Raw genomic sequence first — 19010 nt, 5'->3', positions numbered from 1 at the left:
TAGTTGTGTGGCACAAAAGTAAAGAATTGATTTCAAAAACCAGCAAAAAAGTAAGCCCGAACACTTGCTTTCAGTATAAAAAAAACAACACAAAATGTTTACCTTTGTTCAAAAATAATACCATGCAACACATTATTGATCGTTTTATAAGTTATGTAACTGTTGATACAGAATCTGATCCAAATTCTGACACCACTCCTAGTAGCGCTAAGCAATGGGATCTTGCCCATAAACTAGTCGCGGAACTCCAACAAATTGGACTACAAGATGTGACCATTGATGACAAAGCCTATATTATGGCAACTTTGCCTAGTAACGTTGACAAAAAAGTGCCAACCATTGGTTTTATTGCTCATTTTGACACTACTCCAGATTTTACTGGTGCCAATGTAAAACCTCAAATTGTACCCAATTACGACGGAAAAGACATCGTACTCAACGAGGCACAAAACATCTTTCTGTCTCCAAAATATTTCAAAGATTTGTTGCAATACAAAGGACAAACCTTAATCACCACCGACGGAACTACGCTTCTTGGCGCCGATGATAAAGCCGGAATCACGGAGATTGTTTCGGCAATGGAATTTTTGATTCAAAATCCAGATATTCAACACGGAACCATTAAAGTTGGTTTTACTCCCGATGAAGAAATTGGCCGAGGTGCCCATCATTTTGACGTAGAAAAATTTGGTGCAGATTGGGCTTATACAATGGACGGAAGCCAAGTTGGCGAATTAGAATATGAAAATTTCAATGCCGCAGGAGCTAAAATTACCTTCAAAGGAAAAAGTGTGCATCCGGGTTATGCTAAGGGGAAAATGATCAATTCGATGCTAATCGCCAATGATTTTATTTCGGCTTTGCCAAAAGGGGAAACTCCACAAGAAACCAGAGGATATGAAGGTTTCTTTCACGTGCACCATTTAAAAGGTAGCATAGAAGAAACCGTTTTAGAATTAATCATCAGAGATCATTCAAAGACTAAATTTGAAAAAAGAAAAGAATTGATTGAAAAAATGGTTCAAAAAATCAATAAAAAGTTTGCCAAACAATTTGGTGAGCCTATTGCTACAGCTGAGATTAAAGACCAATACTACAATATGAAGGAAAAAGTGTTACCAGTAAAACACATCGTAGATATTGCAGAAGAAGCCATGAAACAAGTCGGAGTAAAACCGATAATCAAACCTATTCGTGGAGGAACCGATGGCTGTCAATTATCTTACAAAGGATTACCTTGTCCTAATATTTTTGCAGGTGGTCACAACTTTCACGGTAAATACGAATATGTTCCAGTAGAAAGCATGCAAAAAGCAGTGGACGTAATTGTAAAAATTGCTCAACTCACCGCAAGTACCGATTTTGAAAATCCAGCACCTAAATCAAGACGCAAAAGATAAATTAAAACATATCTGTCCAAGATAAAGTTTGTTTTCAAGATTAGACCTCCAAAAAGTTCAACGCCTTTTTGGAGGTTTTTTTATACTTAAATTCTATTTTGACCCAATTAAAAACTTAACATTGGAATTGATTCACGTTCACTACATTTGTTAATAATCAAGAAACAATTCGTTAACATTGATTATTTTATAAAAAATTCACAATATTCAAACTACCCATTAAATAGACCACATTATGATAGAGAAAAAAGATGACACTACCGTTACTGAATCTACACCTTCAGCAGCAACAGAAGCACCTAAAGTTGCAAAAACTGTTGCTCCAAAACGAAGAACTGCAAGAACTACGACTACAAAAACTACAACTGACAAACCTGAAGTAACTAAAACAGTAGTTACAACTCCAAAACCTAGACCAAGCAGAGCAAAAGTTACTACCCAAGAAAACACCAATACTTCCTTTCCAGCAGCCATTACTACTGAAGAAGTAAAAAAAGAAGAACTAGAAATGAGTTCTGAAGAAAAGGCAGAAGAAGAAACTACAGAAAAGTCAAAAGACAAGAAAAAGAAAAAGAAAAAAACCAAAGTAAAAATGAGCGAAAAGAAAAAAGAAAAAGCCAAAAAAGCTAAAGCAAAAGAGAAAGCCAAAGCAAAAGCCAAGAAAGCTAAAAAGGCTAAAAAAGACAAAGCCAAGAAGTCAAAAGTAAAAGCTAAGGCCAAAGAGAAAAAAGCAAAAGCAAAGGCAAAAAAAGCTAAGAAAAACAAAAAGAACAAAAAGAAATAAATCGATTGTTCCCAACAAAAATCCCAAATTCCGACTAATTAGGAATTTGGGATTTTTTTTATGAGTAATAAATGTTACTTTTCTGCAATACTTTCGTGATACTTTATTTGCAAATTTGATTTGTAATAAATCTAATTATATCAATAAAGCCATTTAATTTAATCAAGAACTCTTAACCGAGATTATGAATAGTTCTAAATTATTTATTTTGAAAAATTTCTCTACACTATGAAAAAAATTTTAATGATTGAAGACGACATTTCGATAGTAGGACTTGTTGCCATTCATTTGAAAGATATTTATTGTGATTTAACCAAATCTCATAATGGGCAAGAAGGATTACAACTAGCTGTAAACAATAGGTATGATTTGATAATTTTAGATGTAATGCTACCAGAAATTGACGGCATTGAAATTTGCAAAAGAATACGTGCAAATAAAAATTTCACACCAATTTTAATGCTCACCGCAAGAAATGAAGAAATTGACAAAATTATTGGATTAGAAACTGGTGCAGATGACTATTTAACAAAACCATTCAGTATCAGAGAATTCATTGCTAGAGTAAAAGCATTATTGCGCAGAGCAGAAATGGTAAAAACTGAAGCAACAACTACTCAAGAAACAATTCGTTATCAACAACTTATAATTGACCCCATCAAAAGAAAAGTGACTCGTAATGATGAAAAAATTGAGCTTACACCAAAAGAATTCGATCTTTTATATTTATTTATGTCTAACCCTGGCAAAAACTATTCAAGAGAAAATTTATTAAATCTAGTATGGGGTTACGAATTTTCAGGCTATGAGCATACTGTAAATTCACATATCAATCGTTTACGAACAAAAATAGAAGCTGACATTACAGCACCTAAATACATTTTAACGACATGGGGTATTGGCTATCGTTTCACAGATGAAAACAACTAACATGAAAAATAATTACAATAGTTTATTTTGGAAAATATCAGGTGTCTTTTTTATACTAATTACCATTATTGGCATAACGTACACCTATCTCTCCATTGATTTTTCTTCTAAATATTTAGATGAAATTGACCAAAGATTAAACAGAGATACAGCTAAAAATATAGTTGAAAACTCAGATCCTTTTTATGATGGTAAAGTAATACAACCCAAATTAAAAGAAATGTTTCATCACGTAATGGCCATTAATCCAAATTTGGAAGTATACCTGGTTGACCCAAAAGGAAAAATTATCGCTTGGTACCCTGAGAATAAGCAAATTAAAATCAATAGAGTCGATCTTAAACCCATTTTGTATTTTATCAATGATAAAAACAAAGAATATATTAAAGGAGACGATCCTTTAAACCCAAATATTAAGAAGGTATTTTCTGCATCACCTCTGACTATGAATAATATGCTTTATGCCTATATCTATGTAGTGCTGAATAGTGAACAAAAGCAAGCGGCATCAGCATCGGCATTTAATAGCTATTTTTTAGAAATAAGTGCAAGGACTATGGCAATAACACTACTATTTGCCTTAATTACCGGATTAATCATTATTAGAATCATTACCCGAAATTATTCAAAAATAGTTACGGTAATGGAAAAATTCAAAAAAGGAGATTTACAAGCAAGAGTAGTATGTAAATCAATGGGAGACGAGCAAAGACTCGGTGCAATGTTCAATGAAATGGCCGACATTTTAACTGATAATATTGACAAATTAAAAGAGGTAGAAAATTTACGAAGGGAGCTTATCGCTAATGTTTCTCATGATTTAAGAACTCCAATAGCAATTATAAGAGGTTACATAGAAACCCTACAAATGAAAGAAGATTTCATTACTCCTGAAGAGAGAAAAACCTATACAAACACCGTCAGAGATAGTGCTGAGAAACTGGAACGATTAGTAAATGAATTATTTGATTTATCTAAACTTGAAGCCAATCAAGTAGTGGCAAAAAAAGAAGCATTTATAGTTAGTGAATTAGTTAGCGATATTAGTAATAAATACAAATTAGTTGCGGAAAGCAAAAATATTGTTATTGAAGCCTCCTTATCTAAAGAATTGTCTCCTGTCTTCGCTGACATATCATTAATTGAACGTGTTTTGCAAAACCTCATAGACAATGCTCTTAAATTTACTCCCTCAGGAGGTAAAATTGAAATAAAAACAGAGAAAAGAAACAATAATACGATTGCCATATCCGTAACAGACAATGGGATTGGAATTCCTGAAGAAGAACGCGAGCAAATATTTTCACGTTATTATAAGGCGAATAATTTTACAGCCTTTCAAAACAGTACAGGTCTAGGTTTAGCAATTGCAAAAAAAATACTAGACTTACACCATTCAACTTTAGAACTCACCAGCAAAGAAAAATCGGGCAGTTCGTTTCTTTTTACCTTACAGTGCATATAATCAATTAATTATCAACTTAAAAAATAGCATTATGAAAAATTTTTCGATTCCAACAAGTATTGACGCTTCAAAAAAAATAAGCTTCATTTTAGTAGTATGTTTTTTAGCACTTTCTTTCAAAAGCTGTTCTGGTAGCGATGACGACAACAGTACAACACCACCAAGTTCACAAAATCCAGTAGTTGGCGCTAAAGCACCTGATTTCGCTCTTAACGGAGTAGATGGCAAACAGGTTAAATTGAGCGATTTTAACGGAAAAGTCGTTGTGCTTTTTTTCTTCGGAAACACTTGTCCATCGTGCAAAGCTGCTGCGCCATCCATCCAATCAAAACTTGCTACTCCCTATGCTAGCAATTCCAACTACCAAATTATTGGCTTAGACCAATGGGATGGAAATGTTGCATCAGTCAAATCCTTTCAATCAACTACAGGTGTTACCTTTCCGCTATTAATTAATGCATCAGGAACAGCTGCCGCTTACAAAACTACATATGACAGATTGGTTGTAATTGACAAAAATGGCAATATTGCTTTTTCAGGAACAAAAGGAGCTGCCTCAGATGCTGATACTGCTAGAGCAAAAGTGGATCAATTATTAAAATAAATCTAATTCCCGATCTTTAATAAACTAAAAAAAAAGGACTCATGAAAACGTCATTTAGCATTATCATATTCTTGTTTTTCTTCCATGTACAAGCCCAAAAAGTGGCAGATTTTAGACTGCAAGACAGTCAAAATACAATGAAGTCTTTTCTGGAATTAAAAGGAGAAAAGCTTACTGTAATTGATTTTTGGGCCACCTGGTGTAAACCATGTATTAAAGCAATCCCTGAGCTAAATACGGTATATGAGCAATATAAAAATAAGGGGGTTAATTTTATTAGTATTAATTGTGATGGCCCTAGGAGCATTGCCAAAGCTGTTCCAATGGGCAATTCCCTAAAAATAACCTATCCTCTATTACTTGACATCAATTCTGATGTTAAAAATCAGTTGAATCTAGCTGCCTTTCCAACATTAATAATTGTCAACGAGCAAGGCAAAATTGTCTGGATCCATGAAGGATATGCAGGTGGCTATGCCGAAGAAGTAACCGCAGCTATTGAGAAACACCTTAATGCCAATTAAAATGAGAATACTCCTTAAAATTACGGTAACCATACTTTTACTCTTAACCGGATTTATGGCAATGGCACAGTTTTCTGGAAACAATCTTTTGGAATACCAATATGGAAAAATTCCAACCGATAATTCTGAATTTTCATCCATTTACAATAGATCTTTACTCGCTTATACTTATGATAAATTCAAAGCTGGGCTAACAGTAGAGAACTATTATTCTCCGTTTAATGAAAGGAATTTCACCAAGGCAACACAAGCCTCGTTACAGTACAATTCCAAATGGCTTACGGTAAAATTGGGTAATTATCAGGAAACTATTGGTCGAGGCCTATTATTACGTTCCTTTGAAATTCCTGGCGCAATCCTTGAAGATGTGAGCTATCGCGCAAGAAATTATTTTCAGCGAGATATTTTGGGAGTGAATGCCACACTCAAGCTTAAAAACTCCACCACCAAGCTTATCTACGGTAAACCATTAAACAATGTTTTCCCACCAACCTTAGATCAGGATTTTAGACGCTCCGACGAAATTGTAGCTGTCTATTCGGATTATAATTTCAACAAACAGACAGTTGGTGCGGCTGTATTAAATGTTCGTAATGCATCTGGAGACCAATTGCTAGGAATGGCTACAATTTCAGGCAAACTGTCCCCACTCTTGTCCTACTACTTTGAAGGAGCAAAAGAGATCGATGACTCTAATTTTTCAGATTTTTCATCCACTTCAACACATGCAGTCTATGGGAACTTGAATTTAAATTTTGAAAATTTTGGTATCGCTATTGAAGGAAAACAATACAATGCTTTTTTAATCGGATCAGGAATTAACGAACCGCCTGCATTAATCAAAGAGCACACCTATAGAACTTTAAACAGAAGCACTCACGTGGCGCAACCTTTGAATGAATCTGGTTATCAAATTGAAGGTTTTTATACTTTTGAAAACGGCGGAGTACTAACCGTTAATCATGCCTTAGCAACAAATAAGCTTGCGGATCGAACCTTTTCGTTTCGCGAATATTTTGCAGAATACAGCACTACCCTTTTAGATAAACATGACTTAAAAATCTTTGGTGACTACTCTAACGATCCTCTGAAACAAGAAAAAAATAGGATTGCCATGGGAACTTATGTTGATTGGAAAGCGGACAAGAAGTCTAGCATTAAAACAGAACTGGAGTTTCAAACCTTTGATAGAAACGGAGTAAGTACACAAAATTATATTGCCGTGGCCGGTTACTCCTTCAAATCCAAATGGATTATCAATTTAGTATCAGAATTCAGTAATGATACGTTTTTAACCTCTAAATCGTTAAAATCTTGGCTGGGGACCAATGTAAAATATCAACTTAACAATGCCAACAGCCTAGTTCTTTTTGCGGGCCAACGCCGCGGCGGACCAGCCTGTAATGCTGGAATTTGTTATGAAGTACTAGACTTTCAAGGTGTTGAAGTCCGATGGAATTGTAGATTTTAAAGTAAATAATTTGTTCTAATGCTTGCATAAAAAATCCCAAATTCCGACTAATTAGGAATTTGGGATTTTTTTATTTGATTAGTGAACCTACTATTTCTTAGCCAAAGCAGCACTCATTTCCATAGATATCGCAGAACGCTCCATCTTTAATTTACCTGACATTGTTTCGATAATAACTGTAGTTTCAGACAATTCGGCAACTTTACCGTGTAATCCACTTTTTGTAACAATTTTATCCCCTACTTTCAAACTGCTTTCAAATTCTTTTTCGTTTTTAGCACGTTTTTGTTGTGGTCTAATCATAAAGAAATAAATCACCACAAACATCAATAAAAACGGTAAAAACTGTTGTAATTGTCCCATAATAAAAATCTTAATTTGTTATTTTTTTGTTTTGTTAAATTTAAATGTTGTGCATTATTGATTACATCAAACCGCGACCAACTTTTACCAACTTCTTGCTTTCAGTTAATTCTTTTACCAGGTTATCTAAAATTCCATTGATAAAAATACTACTTTTAGGCGTAGAATATTCTTTTGCAATTTCTAAATATTCATTCAAAGTTACCTTCACAGGAATTGATGGGAATTTCAAAAACTCACAAATAGCCATTTTTAATATAATGGTATCAACTTCAGCAATACGGTCACTGTCCCAATTTGGCGTTTTATCGTCATACGTTTTTGCCAATTCTTTTTCATTCAAAACAGTCTTGCGGAACAAATCCTTTACGAAATCCTTGTCTTCTGTGTCTTTGTATAATTTTGGTACTCTAAAATTATCTTCTTCAAGAGGCTTCAATGCTTTTAACTGTTTCAAAATTTGAGTATTCACCATCGGAATATCATCAATCCAAGTCAATTTATCGTCCTCAAGATATTCGTATAATTTGTCATTCGGAACGATAATTTCTTCAAAGATAGCTGCAATAAATTCTTTATCTTCTTCAAAAGTATTAACTGTATTGCTCATATATTTAGCATACAATTTACTTTCTTTTATCGCATTAAGCAAAATAATAATGTAATCATCGTTCAACGACCAATTATTGATTTTACGATTTTCCATCGCGATACTCAAAGAATTGTTTTCAGCCAAAATCTGAAAAACAGCATTTTTGATAAATTTTTCGTTGGGTTTGCGTTCTTGAGGAGTAGCAAGGTGTTTTTGACTTGATAAGTGTAAAAAAACTTGTTCTTTTTTACAAATTTCTAATAATGATGACACCATTGTAAGGTATAAATCTAGAATGTTATCAATACTGTAAAAAAGAAATCTTTCTTCTTTTTCTAGATTATCAGCACCATTTTGATGCATTGCATAAATGGATTGCATGACTTTAACGCGGATGTGTCTTCTGTTTACCACCTTGTAAGAACTTTTAAAAATTAGTCTGCAAAATTAAGGATTTCATCGCTTAAATGAAAATTTGAACAGTAATTTATTTAATAAATAAAAAAGTGTCCCAATTAATAAAAGATTCGAAAAAACCTTTCTATAATTGAGACGCTAAAAATTTATAAAGCTATTATTTACTATTTGCTAGTTTTCTTTCAGCAATACGTTGTTGCGCAATAGTCAATGCTGCTTGATGTGTCGTCATTTTGTTAGCAATTGCAAAATCAAAAATCTCCAAAGTAGTATTGTAGATATTTTCGGTTTTAGCCATAATTTCTGCTTTACCATAATGTGCTAATTCTGCATATACGTTAATGATTCCACCAGCATTAATCAAGAAATCTGGCGCATACAAAATGCCTCTTTCTTGCAAAATTGCACCGTGAACCACTTCATTAGCCAACTGATTATTAGCAGCTCCTGCAATTACTTTTGCTTTAATTTTATGAATAGTTGTATCATTAATAGTAGCTCCCATTGCACAAGGCGCATAGATATCTACTTCTTCTGCATATACATCTGTTCCAGTATAAACAGTTGCATTGTATTTTTGACCAACTTCATACAAACGCTCTTCATTAATATCAGAAATGGTAACCAAGGCACCTTCTTTAGTCAAATACTCAACCAAAGCTTCACCAACGTGACCAATTCCTTGTACTAAAACTTTTTTACCAGTTAAAACATCTGAACCAAATTGTTGTTTAGCAGCTGCTTTCATTCCCATATAAACTCCAAAAGCAGTTACAGGAGACGGATTTCCTGCTCCACCTCTTTCTTCTGAAATTCCAGTTACATAAGGAGTAACATCTCTCACGATGTCCATATCGGCAGTTTCCATTCCAACATCTTCAGCTGTAATATATCTTCCGCTTAAGGAGTGGACAAATTCACCAAACTTACGCATCAATTCTGGCGTTTTTTGTGTTTTAGCATCACCAATAATTACTGCTTTTCCTCCACCAATATTCAAACCGGTAATTGCTGATTTAAAAGTCATTCCGCGTGACAAACGCAAAACATCATTCAAAGCCTCCCATTCATTGCTATAATTGAACATTCTTGTCCCACCTAAAGCAGGTCCCATTACAGAATTATGAATACCAATTATTGCTTTTAATCCTGTATCTTTGTCGTTGCAAAATACAATTTGTTCGTGGTCATCAAATGACATTTGACCAAAAACAGGATCCATTTTTTGAATTTCCTTAGCGGTTGCTATTGTTGCATTCATAAGCGTGTTGTTTTTATTATTTTACAAAATTGATAAAATTTCAAGTCAAAAATATAAAATAATCAAACATAACCTAATTTTAAATCGTTATTTTGACAATATCATAAAATTTTATTAGACTCAAAAGAACATACACCTTACTTTTTTTAACAAAAAAGTAATAATAGAAAAAGAAACAAGTCCGAATCTCAAAAAAAAATGAAAGAATTACGTTATTTAGATAAATACTTTATAAAATACAAATTCAGTTTCTCTCTTGGTATTTTAATCACAATTATCGCACAAATATTCTCCTTATTTACTCCAAAATTAATTAGCAGTTCTCTCGAAGCTATCGAAAAATTCGACAAACTTTCTAGTGTAGAAAAATCATCTACAATGGTCATTGGTCAATATCGAGAAGAACTCATTCACAACGTTTTATTGATTATTGCTACAACAATTATTGCTGGATTTTTAACTTTTTTGATGCGACAAACATTGATTGTAATGTCCCGTCATATCGAATTTGATTTAAAAAATGAAGTGTTTCGTCAATACGAAAACTTATCGCAAAACTTCTACAAACAAAACCGCACAGGAGACTTAATGAACCGCATTAGCGAAGATGTTTCCAAAGTTCGAATGTACGTGGGACCAGCGGTGATGTATACCATCAACACCTTTATTCGATTTGCGATTGTAATTGCCTATATGTACAATGTGTCACCTAGATTAACCATCTACACTTTGCTTCCGCTACCGATACTATCCTATGCCATTTTCAAACTAAGTTCAGAAATCAACATTCGAAGTACTGTTTTCCAACAATATTTATCAAAAGTTTCAAGTTTTACCCAAGAAATCTTCTCTGGTATTCGTGTGATCAAGGCTTATTCATTAGAAAACCAACAACAAAACAACCTCATCTCACTTGCAGAAGAAAGCAAAAGCAAAAGCCTGAGTCTTGCCAGAGTACAATCTTTATTTGGCCCGTTGATGCTTGCGTTAATTGGAATTAGCAACTTAGTGGTTATCTATTTTGGTGGGATGCTGTACATCAACGGAACCATAAAAAGCATTGGTACCATCGCAGAATTTATTTTGTATGTCAATATGTTAACTTGGCCAGTAGCCTCATTAGGATGGGTTTCATCTATGGTACAAGAAGCAGAAGCGTCCCAAAAACGCTTGAACGAATTCTTAAAAATTGTCCCAGACATCCAAAACAATAACCCTGCATCAAGCAGTATAGATGGAACCATTAGTTTCGAAAATGTAAGCTACACCTACGAAGACACTAATATAGAAGCTCTCAAAAACGTATCTTTTACGGTGAAAAAAGGAGAAACATTGGCTATTCTTGGTAAAACGGGTTCAGGAAAATCAACGCTTTTATCACTCATTTCCAGAATGTATGATGTCACCGAAGGACAAGTAAAAATTGATGGAAAAGAAATCAGTCAATTGAACTTATTCGACTTAAGAAACAGTATCGGAATCGTGCCTCAAGATGCTTTCCTTTTCTCCGATAGCATCAAAAACAACATCAAGTTTGGCAAAGAAAACGCAACCGATGACGAGGTTATCGCCGCTGCCAAAAGCGCTGTGGTTCACGACAATATTGAAGGATTCAACAAAGGTTACGACACCATCTTAGGCGAACGTGGCATCACTTTGTCTGGTGGACAAAAACAACGTGTTTCTATTGCCAGAGCTATCATCAAAAAACCTGAGATTTTACTTTTTGACGACTGTTTATCAGCGGTAGACACAGAAACCGAAGAAGCAATTTTGAATAATCTATTCGAAATTTGTAAAGACAAAACCACCATCATTGTAAGCCATAGAGTTTCCTCTGCAAAAAATGCTGACAAAATCATAATCCTTGAAAATGGACAAATAATTCAGCAAGGCTCTCATAATCAATTAATAAACGAAAGCGGCTATTATTCCGCTCTTTATTTAAAACAACTTTCGGAAAAAGAATTACTATAAATGTTGTTTTATCAATAATTTTTTATGATTTTTGATTGCTATTTATAAAAGGATCGAAAGAATTATGAGAGAAAATGACATGCTAGAAAAAGAAGAAATTTACTCTAAAGTGCTTCGCGCTGGAAGAAGAACGTATTTCTTTGATGTTAGAGCCACAAAGGCGGACGATTACTACATTACCATTACCGAAAGCAAAAAATTTACCGAAGAAGATGGCTCTTTCCACTTTAAAAAACACAAGATTTACTTGTATAAAGAGGATTTTGCAGCTTTCGAAGAAATTTTAAGCGACATGACTTCTTACATTTTAAACCACAAAGGAGAAGAAGTAATCTCGGAAAGACACCAAAAAGATTTCAAAAGAGAATTCTCAAACGAAACAGTAGAAAGCGAAAATACCCCAAAAGTATCTAGCTTTACAGATATCGATTTTGATGACATCTAAAAACAATTAACACTTACATTAGCCCAAAAGTCAACTGATTTTTGGGCTTTTTTTTGGAGCAAAAATCCTTTTTATCCTTCACGCCTCGTCCTGCTGTACGCTATATCTTGCTGAGGCTCTAGAAAAAAAGAGCCCCAGCAAGGATGCCGCTTCCATCAGGGCTAAAAATGACGACTCTTTTTCATAACATGCACCAAATAAAAGTTGAAAAATCATATATTTATGGAATAAAAAACAATCCATGAAAACCACCTATTTTGCCCTTCTACTATTGCTCATAAGTCCTATTCTTTGGGGACAAAAAATAGAATATGTTCAAGAAAACAACATTCCTTATTACAACGAAGCTGTTGCATCAACCGACCCTTACATCAAAGAACGTTGCGTATTAGATATTTACTACCCCAAAAACAGCAAAGGATTTGCCACTATAATTTGGTTTCACGGAGGAGGATTATCAGGAGGAAACAAAGAAATTTTATCTGGATTAAAAGAAAAAGGTTTCGCCATTATTGGAGTAAACTACCGACTTTCGCCTAAGGCAAAAGTAAAAAACTGTATAGAAGATGCCGCTGCCGCAGTAGCATGGACCTTTAAGAACATCGCAAAATACGGAGGTGATTCCTCGTTGCTTTTTGTGTCTGGACATTCTGCTGGTGGCTATCTAGGAATGATGATTGGACTCGATAAAAAATGGCTACAACCTTATGCCGTCGATGCCAATACCATTGCAGGGCTTATCCCTTTGAGCGGACAAGCCATCACTCATTTCGAAATCAGAAAAGAAAGAGGCATTCCCGACACACAACCCATAATTGACGAATTCGCACCTTTGTTTCACGTTCGAGCTGATGCACCACCTTTATTATTAATCACTGGAGATCGCGAACTCGAACTTTTGGGACGCTACGAAGAAAATGCCTATTTGATGCGCATGATGAAAATCAAAGGCCACTCATCAACCACACTTTATGAATTAGAAGGATTTGACCACGGAATGGTAGAACCCGCACTTCCGCTATTGATCAAAGAAGTAAAAAGAATAACAGCATTAAAAAAGAAATTATAATGACACCAAAACTCCTTATTATTCCTGGATTAGGTGACTCAGGCGTGGGGCATTGGCAAAACTTTTGGTTAAATCATTTTCCAAATACCACCAAAGTAACCCAGGATAACTGGGACCAACCATTACTCAGAGACTGGCTCGAACGTTTAGAAGCAACCCTAAAAACCATACAAGAACCTACCATTTTGGTAGCGCATAGTTTAGCCACCATCTTAGTGGCTCATTGGGCAAAGACATCTGAAAATCCTTTTATTAAAGGAGCACTATTAGTAGCACCCGCTGATGTTGATTCCTCTGAACATACCCCAGAGTGCATTTGGAATTTTGCACCAATTCCTATGCAGCCACTGCCTTTTCCTTCCATCGTGGTTGGAAGCGAAAACGACCCTTACATGACTTTGGAAAGAGCCTATGAATTGTCCAAAAACTGGGGAAGTGATTTCATAAATATTGGAAGAAAAGGACACATCAATTCTGAAATGAATCTGGGTCTTTGGGAAGAAGGACAAGACATTTTGAAGCTTTTAATCCAAAAGACAAACTAAGCGACTCTTAATCCGTTTTCAATTTTAAAATCGGGAGACAACAAAACTACATCACCCTGCTTGCCAACAGCGCCAAGCACCAAGCATTCGCTCATAAATTTACCTATTTGCTTTTTAGAAAAATTAACTACTGCTACGATTTGTCGGTCTACTAATTCCTCTTTCGTATAATGCGAAGTTATCTGAGCCGAAGATTTACGAATACCTATAATAGTACCAAAATCAATAGTGAGTTGATACGCTGGTTTTCTGGCTTCAGGAAAATCATTCACTTGTAAAATGGTTCCTACTCGCATCTCTACTCTTTCAAATTGTTCCCAACTTAAAAAAGTCTCATTTTTTATACTCATAGAATTTCTATTTAGTTTCTATTCAATACTTCAAAAAAAATCCCAAAACAGTCAATTAGTCTGTTTTGGGATCTATTTATTGAGTAACGCTTTTTTTATTTTACATCCATTAATTCAACATCAAAAATCAAAGTAGCATGTGGTGGAATTACTCCTCCTGCTCCACTTGGACCATAAGCCAAATCAGATGGGATTACAAAACGGGCTTTATCTCCCACTTGCAACAAAGCAATACCTTCGTCCCAACCTTCAATCACTTGACCTTGTCCTAAACGAAATTCGATTGGTTTTTTTCTTGGGTAAGAAGAATCAAATACTTTTCCGTTTTCAAGAGAACCTTCATAATGTACAGCAACTGTTTTTCCGTTTTCTGCTTTTTTTCCAGAACCTCTTTGGATAAATTGGTAACGTAATCCGCTTTCTGTTTTTTCAAAACCAGCAGCCAATTGTTCCATTTTTGCTTCTGCTTCTGCTTTCAAAGCTGCTTCTCTTTTCATTCTAGCACCTCTTAAACCGATAAAAGCTTCGATAGCATTCCAGTTTTGCGCTTCTTCACCAACACGAATAATTTCTAAAGTCTCCAATTGGTCTCCTTGTGATACAGCATCTACAACCTCTTGTCCTTCGATTACGTTTCCGAAAACAGTGTGTTTGTTATCCAACCAGCTTGTTGGAACGTGAGTGATAAAAAACTGAGATCCATTAGTTCCAGGTCCAGCATTAGCCATAGACAAAACCCCTGGACGATCGTGTTTTAGAGAAGGATGAAACTCATCATCAAATTTGTATCCTGGATCTCCGGTTCCTGTTCCTTTTGGACATCCCCCTTGAATCATAAAATCAGGAATTACTCTGTGAAAAGATAAACCATCATAGTATTTTACACCTTGAGGCTTTACTTTGTTTTCCATATTTCCTTCAGCTAAAGCCACGAAATTCCCAACAGTTCCTGGAGTCAAATCGTGCGTCAATTTTACCAAAATCGATCCTTTAGAGGTATTGAATTTAGCATATATTCCGTTTTCCATGATAAATTATTTTTATTGAGGCGCAAATTTACGAAAATAAATGCGATATCGATTTTTGCTTATAATTAATTTTATTGACTCATAAAATCCTCACGCATGGGACTAAAAACATCAACCAGAAGTCCTGCCTCTAAACAAACTACACCATGAATAGCATGCGGCGGAATATAAAAACTATCTCCTGTTAGAAGAGTTTGGGTTTCACCATCAATAGTTACCTCAAAAATTCCTTCTGCTATATAAGTAACTTGAGTGTGATAGTGCTTATGAAGTACACCAACAGCACCTTTTTCAAATTTTACATTGACGAGCATTACCCGTTCGTCATAAGCCATTATCTGCCGCTGAATTCCCTCTCCTACATTTTCCCATTCTTGCTCTTTGGCTAAAAGAAATTTAGCGCTCGTTGTTGACTGCTTCATTTTTATTTTAAGATAAATTATTTCTGGGTTCTTGCTTTTCCATCGGCAGAAATCGCAAAACTAGAACTACGAGTAAGCGTTTTAATATAGGTCGTTTTTCTGAATCGTAGAGCGCTCCAATCTTCATCAACAGCGACCATACGAACGGGTTCAAAACCGAAATTCCCTAAAACTGCCCAGCCATTATCTCTATTGAATTCGCATTTGTATTTTTTGGAAGTTCCTTTTGGATAACAAAACCAAACAATAGCATCTCCGTTAATTTTTGGAAAAAGTGTCGTAATCGCTGTTTCTATTTCTTGCAATTGCGTGACAAAAACCATAACAAAATCAATAGTTGTTATTTCATTTTCGTTGTTGTAAAAAACAGTTTCGTTTGCCATTGCCTCCTTTTCTGAGACAAAAGATGTTGGGGCATTCAGAACTAAAATTGCTTTATGATTTTTAAAATTTAATTTTTTGAATAATGGCGTCATTTGAAAATATTCTGTTTTGAGCTATATTAATGTATCGAGTGAAAACCGATTGTATTGCCTTCGGTGTCAGAAGCTAATCCACAAAAACCGTGTTCACCAATGGCAAACTTTGGCGCAACGACTTTGCCTCCAGCTGCTTCCACTCTGCTTAACTCTTCTGCACAATCTCTGCAAGCAAAATAGACTAAAGTTCCTGCTGCACTTGGCTTCCTCGTTTCATCTTGTACAAGCGCTCCTGACGAATTAGTAGCCCCTTCTACCCAAGGAAAAGCCACCATTTGACCAGAAAACCCTTCAGGCATTGGCATTGGTATCATCACTTCTCCTAAAACAGTTTCATAAAATTTTCTAGCTCTATCCATATCGTCAACATAGATTTCGAACCAAGTTACTGCATTTACTGTTCTCATAGCATTATAATTTTAGATTAAAAATTCCTTTGAAACTTTATTATAATTTTCCTTTTGAGGCTAGGTAATTCTTGACAAACACTTCAAAATTGGGCAAGTTTTTATCTTCATAAACCAAAATAAATTGCTTGAATTGCATATAACCATAAGTATACGGATTTTGAGAAGCTTGCTGGTAATTAGCCTTAAAATAGGCTTCTATACTCATTCCTTCCGGTACTGGATTAGGTAGTTTTGCCCACATTTTTTTGGCATAGCGATAACATTGTTCCAGTTCTTTTTTCTTCCCTTGTTTTTTCCACCAAAGCATAGCAACAACATTTGCAAAATACTCACTTTCATAAGAGCCGAGCACATTCCCTTCTCTCCTATGTTGCAAGGCATGTCCTAGCTCATGCGGCAAATAAAATCCGTTAAAAAACAATCCGAAAACTTCCTTACCCTCTACTTCTCCCCCAGCAACTTCATAGAAAAAAGCTTTTTGTTCGGGAATTACTTGATCCCATAAAGGCAAATTGGCTGTTTTTTGTTTACCATCATCATCATAATAAATAAGATAAGGCGTGGTATTCAATCTGGTTTTCAGAGTTAACACCAATGTTGGTTTGACATTGGCAATGTCCTTAATAAACGTTGATGAGATCTGATTGGCTTGTTTGACCAAAGCAGTCGAATCAGAAAAAGTGGAAAACCATTCTTTTTGCGCGAAAGTTAGTTGAGACAAAAAGAGTAAAACGACAATTACAAATCCTTTTTTCATATTTTTATTTGTTAAAATTATAGTGATTAATAAGGGCTTAGAGTGTGTTATTCGCTTTTACAAATAAAACACAACCATTTAAAAAACAACAACTTAACAAAACTACAAAACAAAATTGATTTGGATTAATAAAGTAGTTTCAAATTAAAGCTAAGCAACACGCATTCGCTTAGGTCCATACCAAAGCCAAAAACCAGTTATGGTAAAAACCAAAAGAGCTAGTCCCATTACAGTGGTATAAATCAATTTAAAAATCCCATTGCCCGTTTCGAAATATGCATCTAGATAGGAACCATCGTGAATGTTTTCGACAAAATCAGCATTTCGACGTTCTAGATGAAGTAATGCTCCAGTAGCTCCATCCAATTGAACGCCCCAATAGTCTTCTTCAAAAACAAACTTCACCATTCCTTTATCAGGACGAATATCAATTCTATTCAATGCTAAAGAAACATTAGGTGAGACTTCCTTTTGCAAATAATAACAGGCTTTTTGTTTTAAACTATCCACAGGGAGCCATTGCCTCAAATCGGTTGTGGTTCCTTTGCGAGAATCAGCCAATAGTAAGCCACCGCTATTCTTTTTCCACCCTAAAAGCAATCCAGTGATGGATATAATGAAAAAGAAAATAAATAAAAAAGCACCCGTGGTTCGGTGCACTTTTCTAAATACTCTCAATGTTTTAGCCTGACTTTTTCTTTTATTACTTTCGCTCATACATTTAACTATTAAACAGATAATAACTACTTTAAAAATTTATTTGCTCTTTTTGATATAATTGGCAACCTCAACCATTGTGGCAACCCAAATATCTTTCTCTCTTTTTTTAAGATAGACCAATACTTTTTGATGCTCTTCCGCAGAGACATTAAGTCCGTGTTCCCCTCCAACACCGTGAAATAGAAGTACAGCAAACGAACCTGCCTTTTCTGCAGCTTCTATTTGCGCAATCATTTGCACAGCAGTAGATTCGCTTTGTCCAAAACAATTGATATTTGCCAAATCAACTTGTTGTTTTTGCAACAACCCCGATTCGACCCCTCTCGCCGCCACAAAATCTTCTTTTAGCAAATCATAATAATAAACATCTCCTATTTTACGATCCCCGCACGGATAAGCAAAAGTGCGCTCTTTTTTGCCGTCGATGGCCTCTAAAATCGTGTTGGTAACTTTGATCTCGTTAATCGCTCGAGCTACTGAAAATTTAGACAAATCGGCTTCGGGAGTGACGAAATCTCTTCCTGCAAAAGTCCCGTCACAAGGATGATTTAAGGTGTGATTACCTAGTTCATGCCCTTTTTTAGCAGCTACACGCCATTCGCTCAAACGTTTTGACACTACTGGCGATGATCCAACTAAATAAAAAGTCCCTTTAAACTTGAAAGCATCCAACGCTGGAATCACCTTATCTAAATGTACATTCAAGGCATCATCATAAGTTAGTACTACCGCACACTTTTTGCCATTCCATTGTCTTGATGTTGTTTGAGCCAAAGCCCCAAAAGAGAGAGCTAGAATACAACCCAACACCACTATTTTATAAAAATTCATAATGTTTTTTTTGAATAATAAATAGTTTCAACCAAGAAACTTGTTGAGTAAATGTATTCAAAATTCTTTTATTCAAAGAGAAAAAAAGTCAACATAGAAAGCATAAACAGAAAAAATGACATCCTTTCGAATGTCATTTTTAAGCCTTAGTAACACATTGTCAATC

General features: G+C 35.0%; 22 protein-coding genes. 11 read left to right on the top strand and 11 right to left on the bottom strand.

From position 1 onward, the window contains the following. Window positions 1–122: 122 nt before the first annotated feature. From pepT to FLAVO9AF_RS06150, 7 genes are all read left to right on the top strand, one after another. Entirely contained in the window at window positions 123–1400 is a 1278-nt protein-coding gene (gene pepT, locus FLAVO9AF_RS06180) for a peptidase T (RefSeq protein ID WP_159685800.1), read from the top strand. A 235-nt stretch (window positions 1401–1635) separates the two neighbouring features. Beyond that, window positions 1636–2184 carry a hypothetical protein gene (locus FLAVO9AF_RS06175; RefSeq protein WP_159685797.1) on the top strand — a complete coding sequence of 183 codons (549 nt, stop codon included), beginning with the start codon at window positions 1636–1638 and terminating at the stop codon, window positions 2182–2184. A 228-nt stretch (window positions 2185–2412) separates the two neighbouring features. Further along, window positions 2413–3114 carry a response regulator transcription factor gene (locus tag FLAVO9AF_RS06170; protein ID WP_159685794.1) on the top strand — a complete coding sequence of 234 codons (702 nt, stop codon included), beginning with the start codon at window positions 2413–2415 and terminating at the stop codon, window positions 3112–3114. Between the two features lies 1 nt (window position 3115). Continuing rightward, window positions 3116–4579, top strand: a complete 1464-nt coding sequence (locus FLAVO9AF_RS06165) for a HAMP domain-containing sensor histidine kinase (protein WP_159685791.1) — start codon at window positions 3116–3118, stop codon at window positions 4577–4579. A gap of 31 nt (window positions 4580–4610) precedes the next feature. Then, window positions 4611–5183, top strand: a complete 573-nt coding sequence (locus FLAVO9AF_RS06160; RefSeq protein WP_159685788.1) for a peroxiredoxin — start codon at window positions 4611–4613, stop codon at window positions 5181–5183. Between the two features lie 41 nt (window positions 5184–5224). Further along, window positions 5225–5707, top strand: a complete 483-nt coding sequence (locus FLAVO9AF_RS06155) for a TlpA disulfide reductase family protein (RefSeq protein ID WP_159685785.1) — start codon at window positions 5225–5227, stop codon at window positions 5705–5707. 1 nt (window position 5708) lies between these two features. Beyond that, the gene (locus tag FLAVO9AF_RS06150; protein ID WP_159685782.1) at window positions 5709–7178 is read left to right on the top strand and encodes a DUF6029 family protein; all 1470 of its coding nucleotides are present in this window, start codon (window positions 5709–5711) and stop codon (window positions 7176–7178) included. Window positions 7179–7268: 90 nt separating this feature from the next. Here the strand turns inward: FLAVO9AF_RS06150 and yajC are convergent, their stop codons facing one another. From yajC to FLAVO9AF_RS06135, 3 genes are all read right to left on the bottom strand, one after another. Further along, the gene (gene yajC, locus FLAVO9AF_RS06145) at window positions 7269–7541 is read right to left on the bottom strand and encodes a preprotein translocase subunit YajC (protein ID WP_159685779.1); all 273 of its coding nucleotides are present in this window, start codon (window positions 7539–7541) and stop codon (window positions 7269–7271) included. Window positions 7542–7602: 61 nt separating this feature from the next. Further along, complete coding sequence (gene nusB / locus FLAVO9AF_RS06140; RefSeq protein WP_159690923.1) at window positions 7603–8514, bottom strand: transcription antitermination factor NusB; 912 nt, start codon at window positions 8512–8514, stop codon at window positions 7603–7605. A 193-nt stretch (window positions 8515–8707) separates the two neighbouring features. Beyond that, window positions 8708–9811, bottom strand: a complete 1104-nt coding sequence (locus FLAVO9AF_RS06135; protein ID WP_159685776.1) for a Glu/Leu/Phe/Val dehydrogenase — start codon at window positions 9809–9811, stop codon at window positions 8708–8710. Between the two features lie 198 nt (window positions 9812–10009). On the opposite strand from FLAVO9AF_RS06135, the gene FLAVO9AF_RS06130 reads away from it, so the two are divergent. The 4 genes from FLAVO9AF_RS06130 (at window position 10010) to FLAVO9AF_RS06115 (ending at window position 13847) form a co-directional block, all read left to right on the top strand. After that, window positions 10010–11788 carry an ABC transporter ATP-binding protein gene (locus FLAVO9AF_RS06130; RefSeq protein ID WP_159685773.1) on the top strand — a complete coding sequence of 593 codons (1779 nt, stop codon included), beginning with the start codon at window positions 10010–10012 and terminating at the stop codon, window positions 11786–11788. Between the two features lie 64 nt (window positions 11789–11852). Beyond that, window positions 11853–12233, top strand: coding sequence for a PUR family DNA/RNA-binding protein (locus tag FLAVO9AF_RS06125; protein ID WP_159685770.1), 381 nt, complete (start codon window positions 11853–11855; stop codon window positions 12231–12233). Between the two features lie 241 nt (window positions 12234–12474). Beyond that, window positions 12475–13302, top strand: coding sequence for an alpha/beta hydrolase (locus FLAVO9AF_RS06120; RefSeq protein ID WP_159685767.1), 828 nt, complete (start codon window positions 12475–12477; stop codon window positions 13300–13302). Beyond that, the gene (locus FLAVO9AF_RS06115; protein ID WP_159685764.1) at window positions 13302–13847 is read left to right on the top strand and encodes an alpha/beta hydrolase; all 546 of its coding nucleotides are present in this window, start codon (window positions 13302–13304) and stop codon (window positions 13845–13847) included. The genes FLAVO9AF_RS06120 and FLAVO9AF_RS06115 overlap by 1 nt, the downstream gene beginning before the upstream one ends. Here the strand turns inward: FLAVO9AF_RS06115 and FLAVO9AF_RS06110 are convergent. The 8 genes from FLAVO9AF_RS06110 to FLAVO9AF_RS06075 form a co-directional block, all read right to left on the bottom strand. Continuing rightward, window positions 13844–14197 carry a tRNA-binding protein gene (locus tag FLAVO9AF_RS06110; RefSeq protein WP_159685761.1) on the bottom strand — a complete coding sequence of 118 codons (354 nt, stop codon included), beginning with the start codon at window positions 14195–14197 and terminating at the stop codon, window positions 13844–13846. The genes FLAVO9AF_RS06115 and FLAVO9AF_RS06110 overlap by 4 nt on opposite strands. A 95-nt stretch (window positions 14198–14292) precedes the next feature. Further along, complete coding sequence (locus FLAVO9AF_RS06105) at window positions 14293–15225, bottom strand: peptidylprolyl isomerase (protein WP_159685758.1); 933 nt, start codon at window positions 15223–15225, stop codon at window positions 14293–14295. A 71-nt stretch (window positions 15226–15296) separates the two neighbouring features. Next, window positions 15297–15647 carry a cupin domain-containing protein gene (locus tag FLAVO9AF_RS06100; protein WP_159685753.1) on the bottom strand — a complete coding sequence of 117 codons (351 nt, stop codon included), beginning with the start codon at window positions 15645–15647 and terminating at the stop codon, window positions 15297–15299. Between the two features lie 17 nt (window positions 15648–15664). Then, window positions 15665–16030, bottom strand: a complete 366-nt coding sequence (locus FLAVO9AF_RS06095) for a hypothetical protein (protein ID WP_201296281.1) — start codon at window positions 16028–16030, stop codon at window positions 15665–15667. 119 nt (window positions 16031–16149) lie between these two features. Beyond that, a complete protein-coding gene (locus FLAVO9AF_RS06090) occupies window positions 16150–16533 on the bottom strand; it encodes a VOC family protein (protein ID WP_159685746.1) in 384 nt (127 codons plus the stop codon). Window positions 16534–16573: 40 nt separating this feature from the next. Further along, window positions 16574–17293 (bottom strand): hypothetical protein, encoded by a 720-nt coding sequence (locus FLAVO9AF_RS06085; RefSeq protein ID WP_159685743.1) that lies wholly within the window; start codon window positions 17291–17293, stop codon window positions 16574–16576. A 150-nt stretch (window positions 17294–17443) separates the two neighbouring features. Continuing rightward, window positions 17444–18010 (bottom strand): PepSY domain-containing protein, encoded by a 567-nt coding sequence (locus FLAVO9AF_RS06080; RefSeq protein ID WP_159685740.1) that lies wholly within the window; start codon window positions 18008–18010, stop codon window positions 17444–17446. A 39-nt stretch (window positions 18011–18049) separates the two neighbouring features. Continuing rightward, window positions 18050–18844 carry a polysaccharide deacetylase family protein gene (locus FLAVO9AF_RS06075; protein WP_159685737.1) on the bottom strand — a complete coding sequence of 265 codons (795 nt, stop codon included), beginning with the start codon at window positions 18842–18844 and terminating at the stop codon, window positions 18050–18052. Window positions 18845–19010: the final 166 nt, after the last annotated feature.

It is taken from the genome of Flavobacterium sp. 9R (assembly GCF_902506345.1).
Lineage (GTDB): Bacteria > Bacteroidota > Bacteroidia > Flavobacteriales > Flavobacteriaceae > Flavobacterium.
This window is presented reverse-complemented; position numbering and strand designations above follow the sequence as displayed.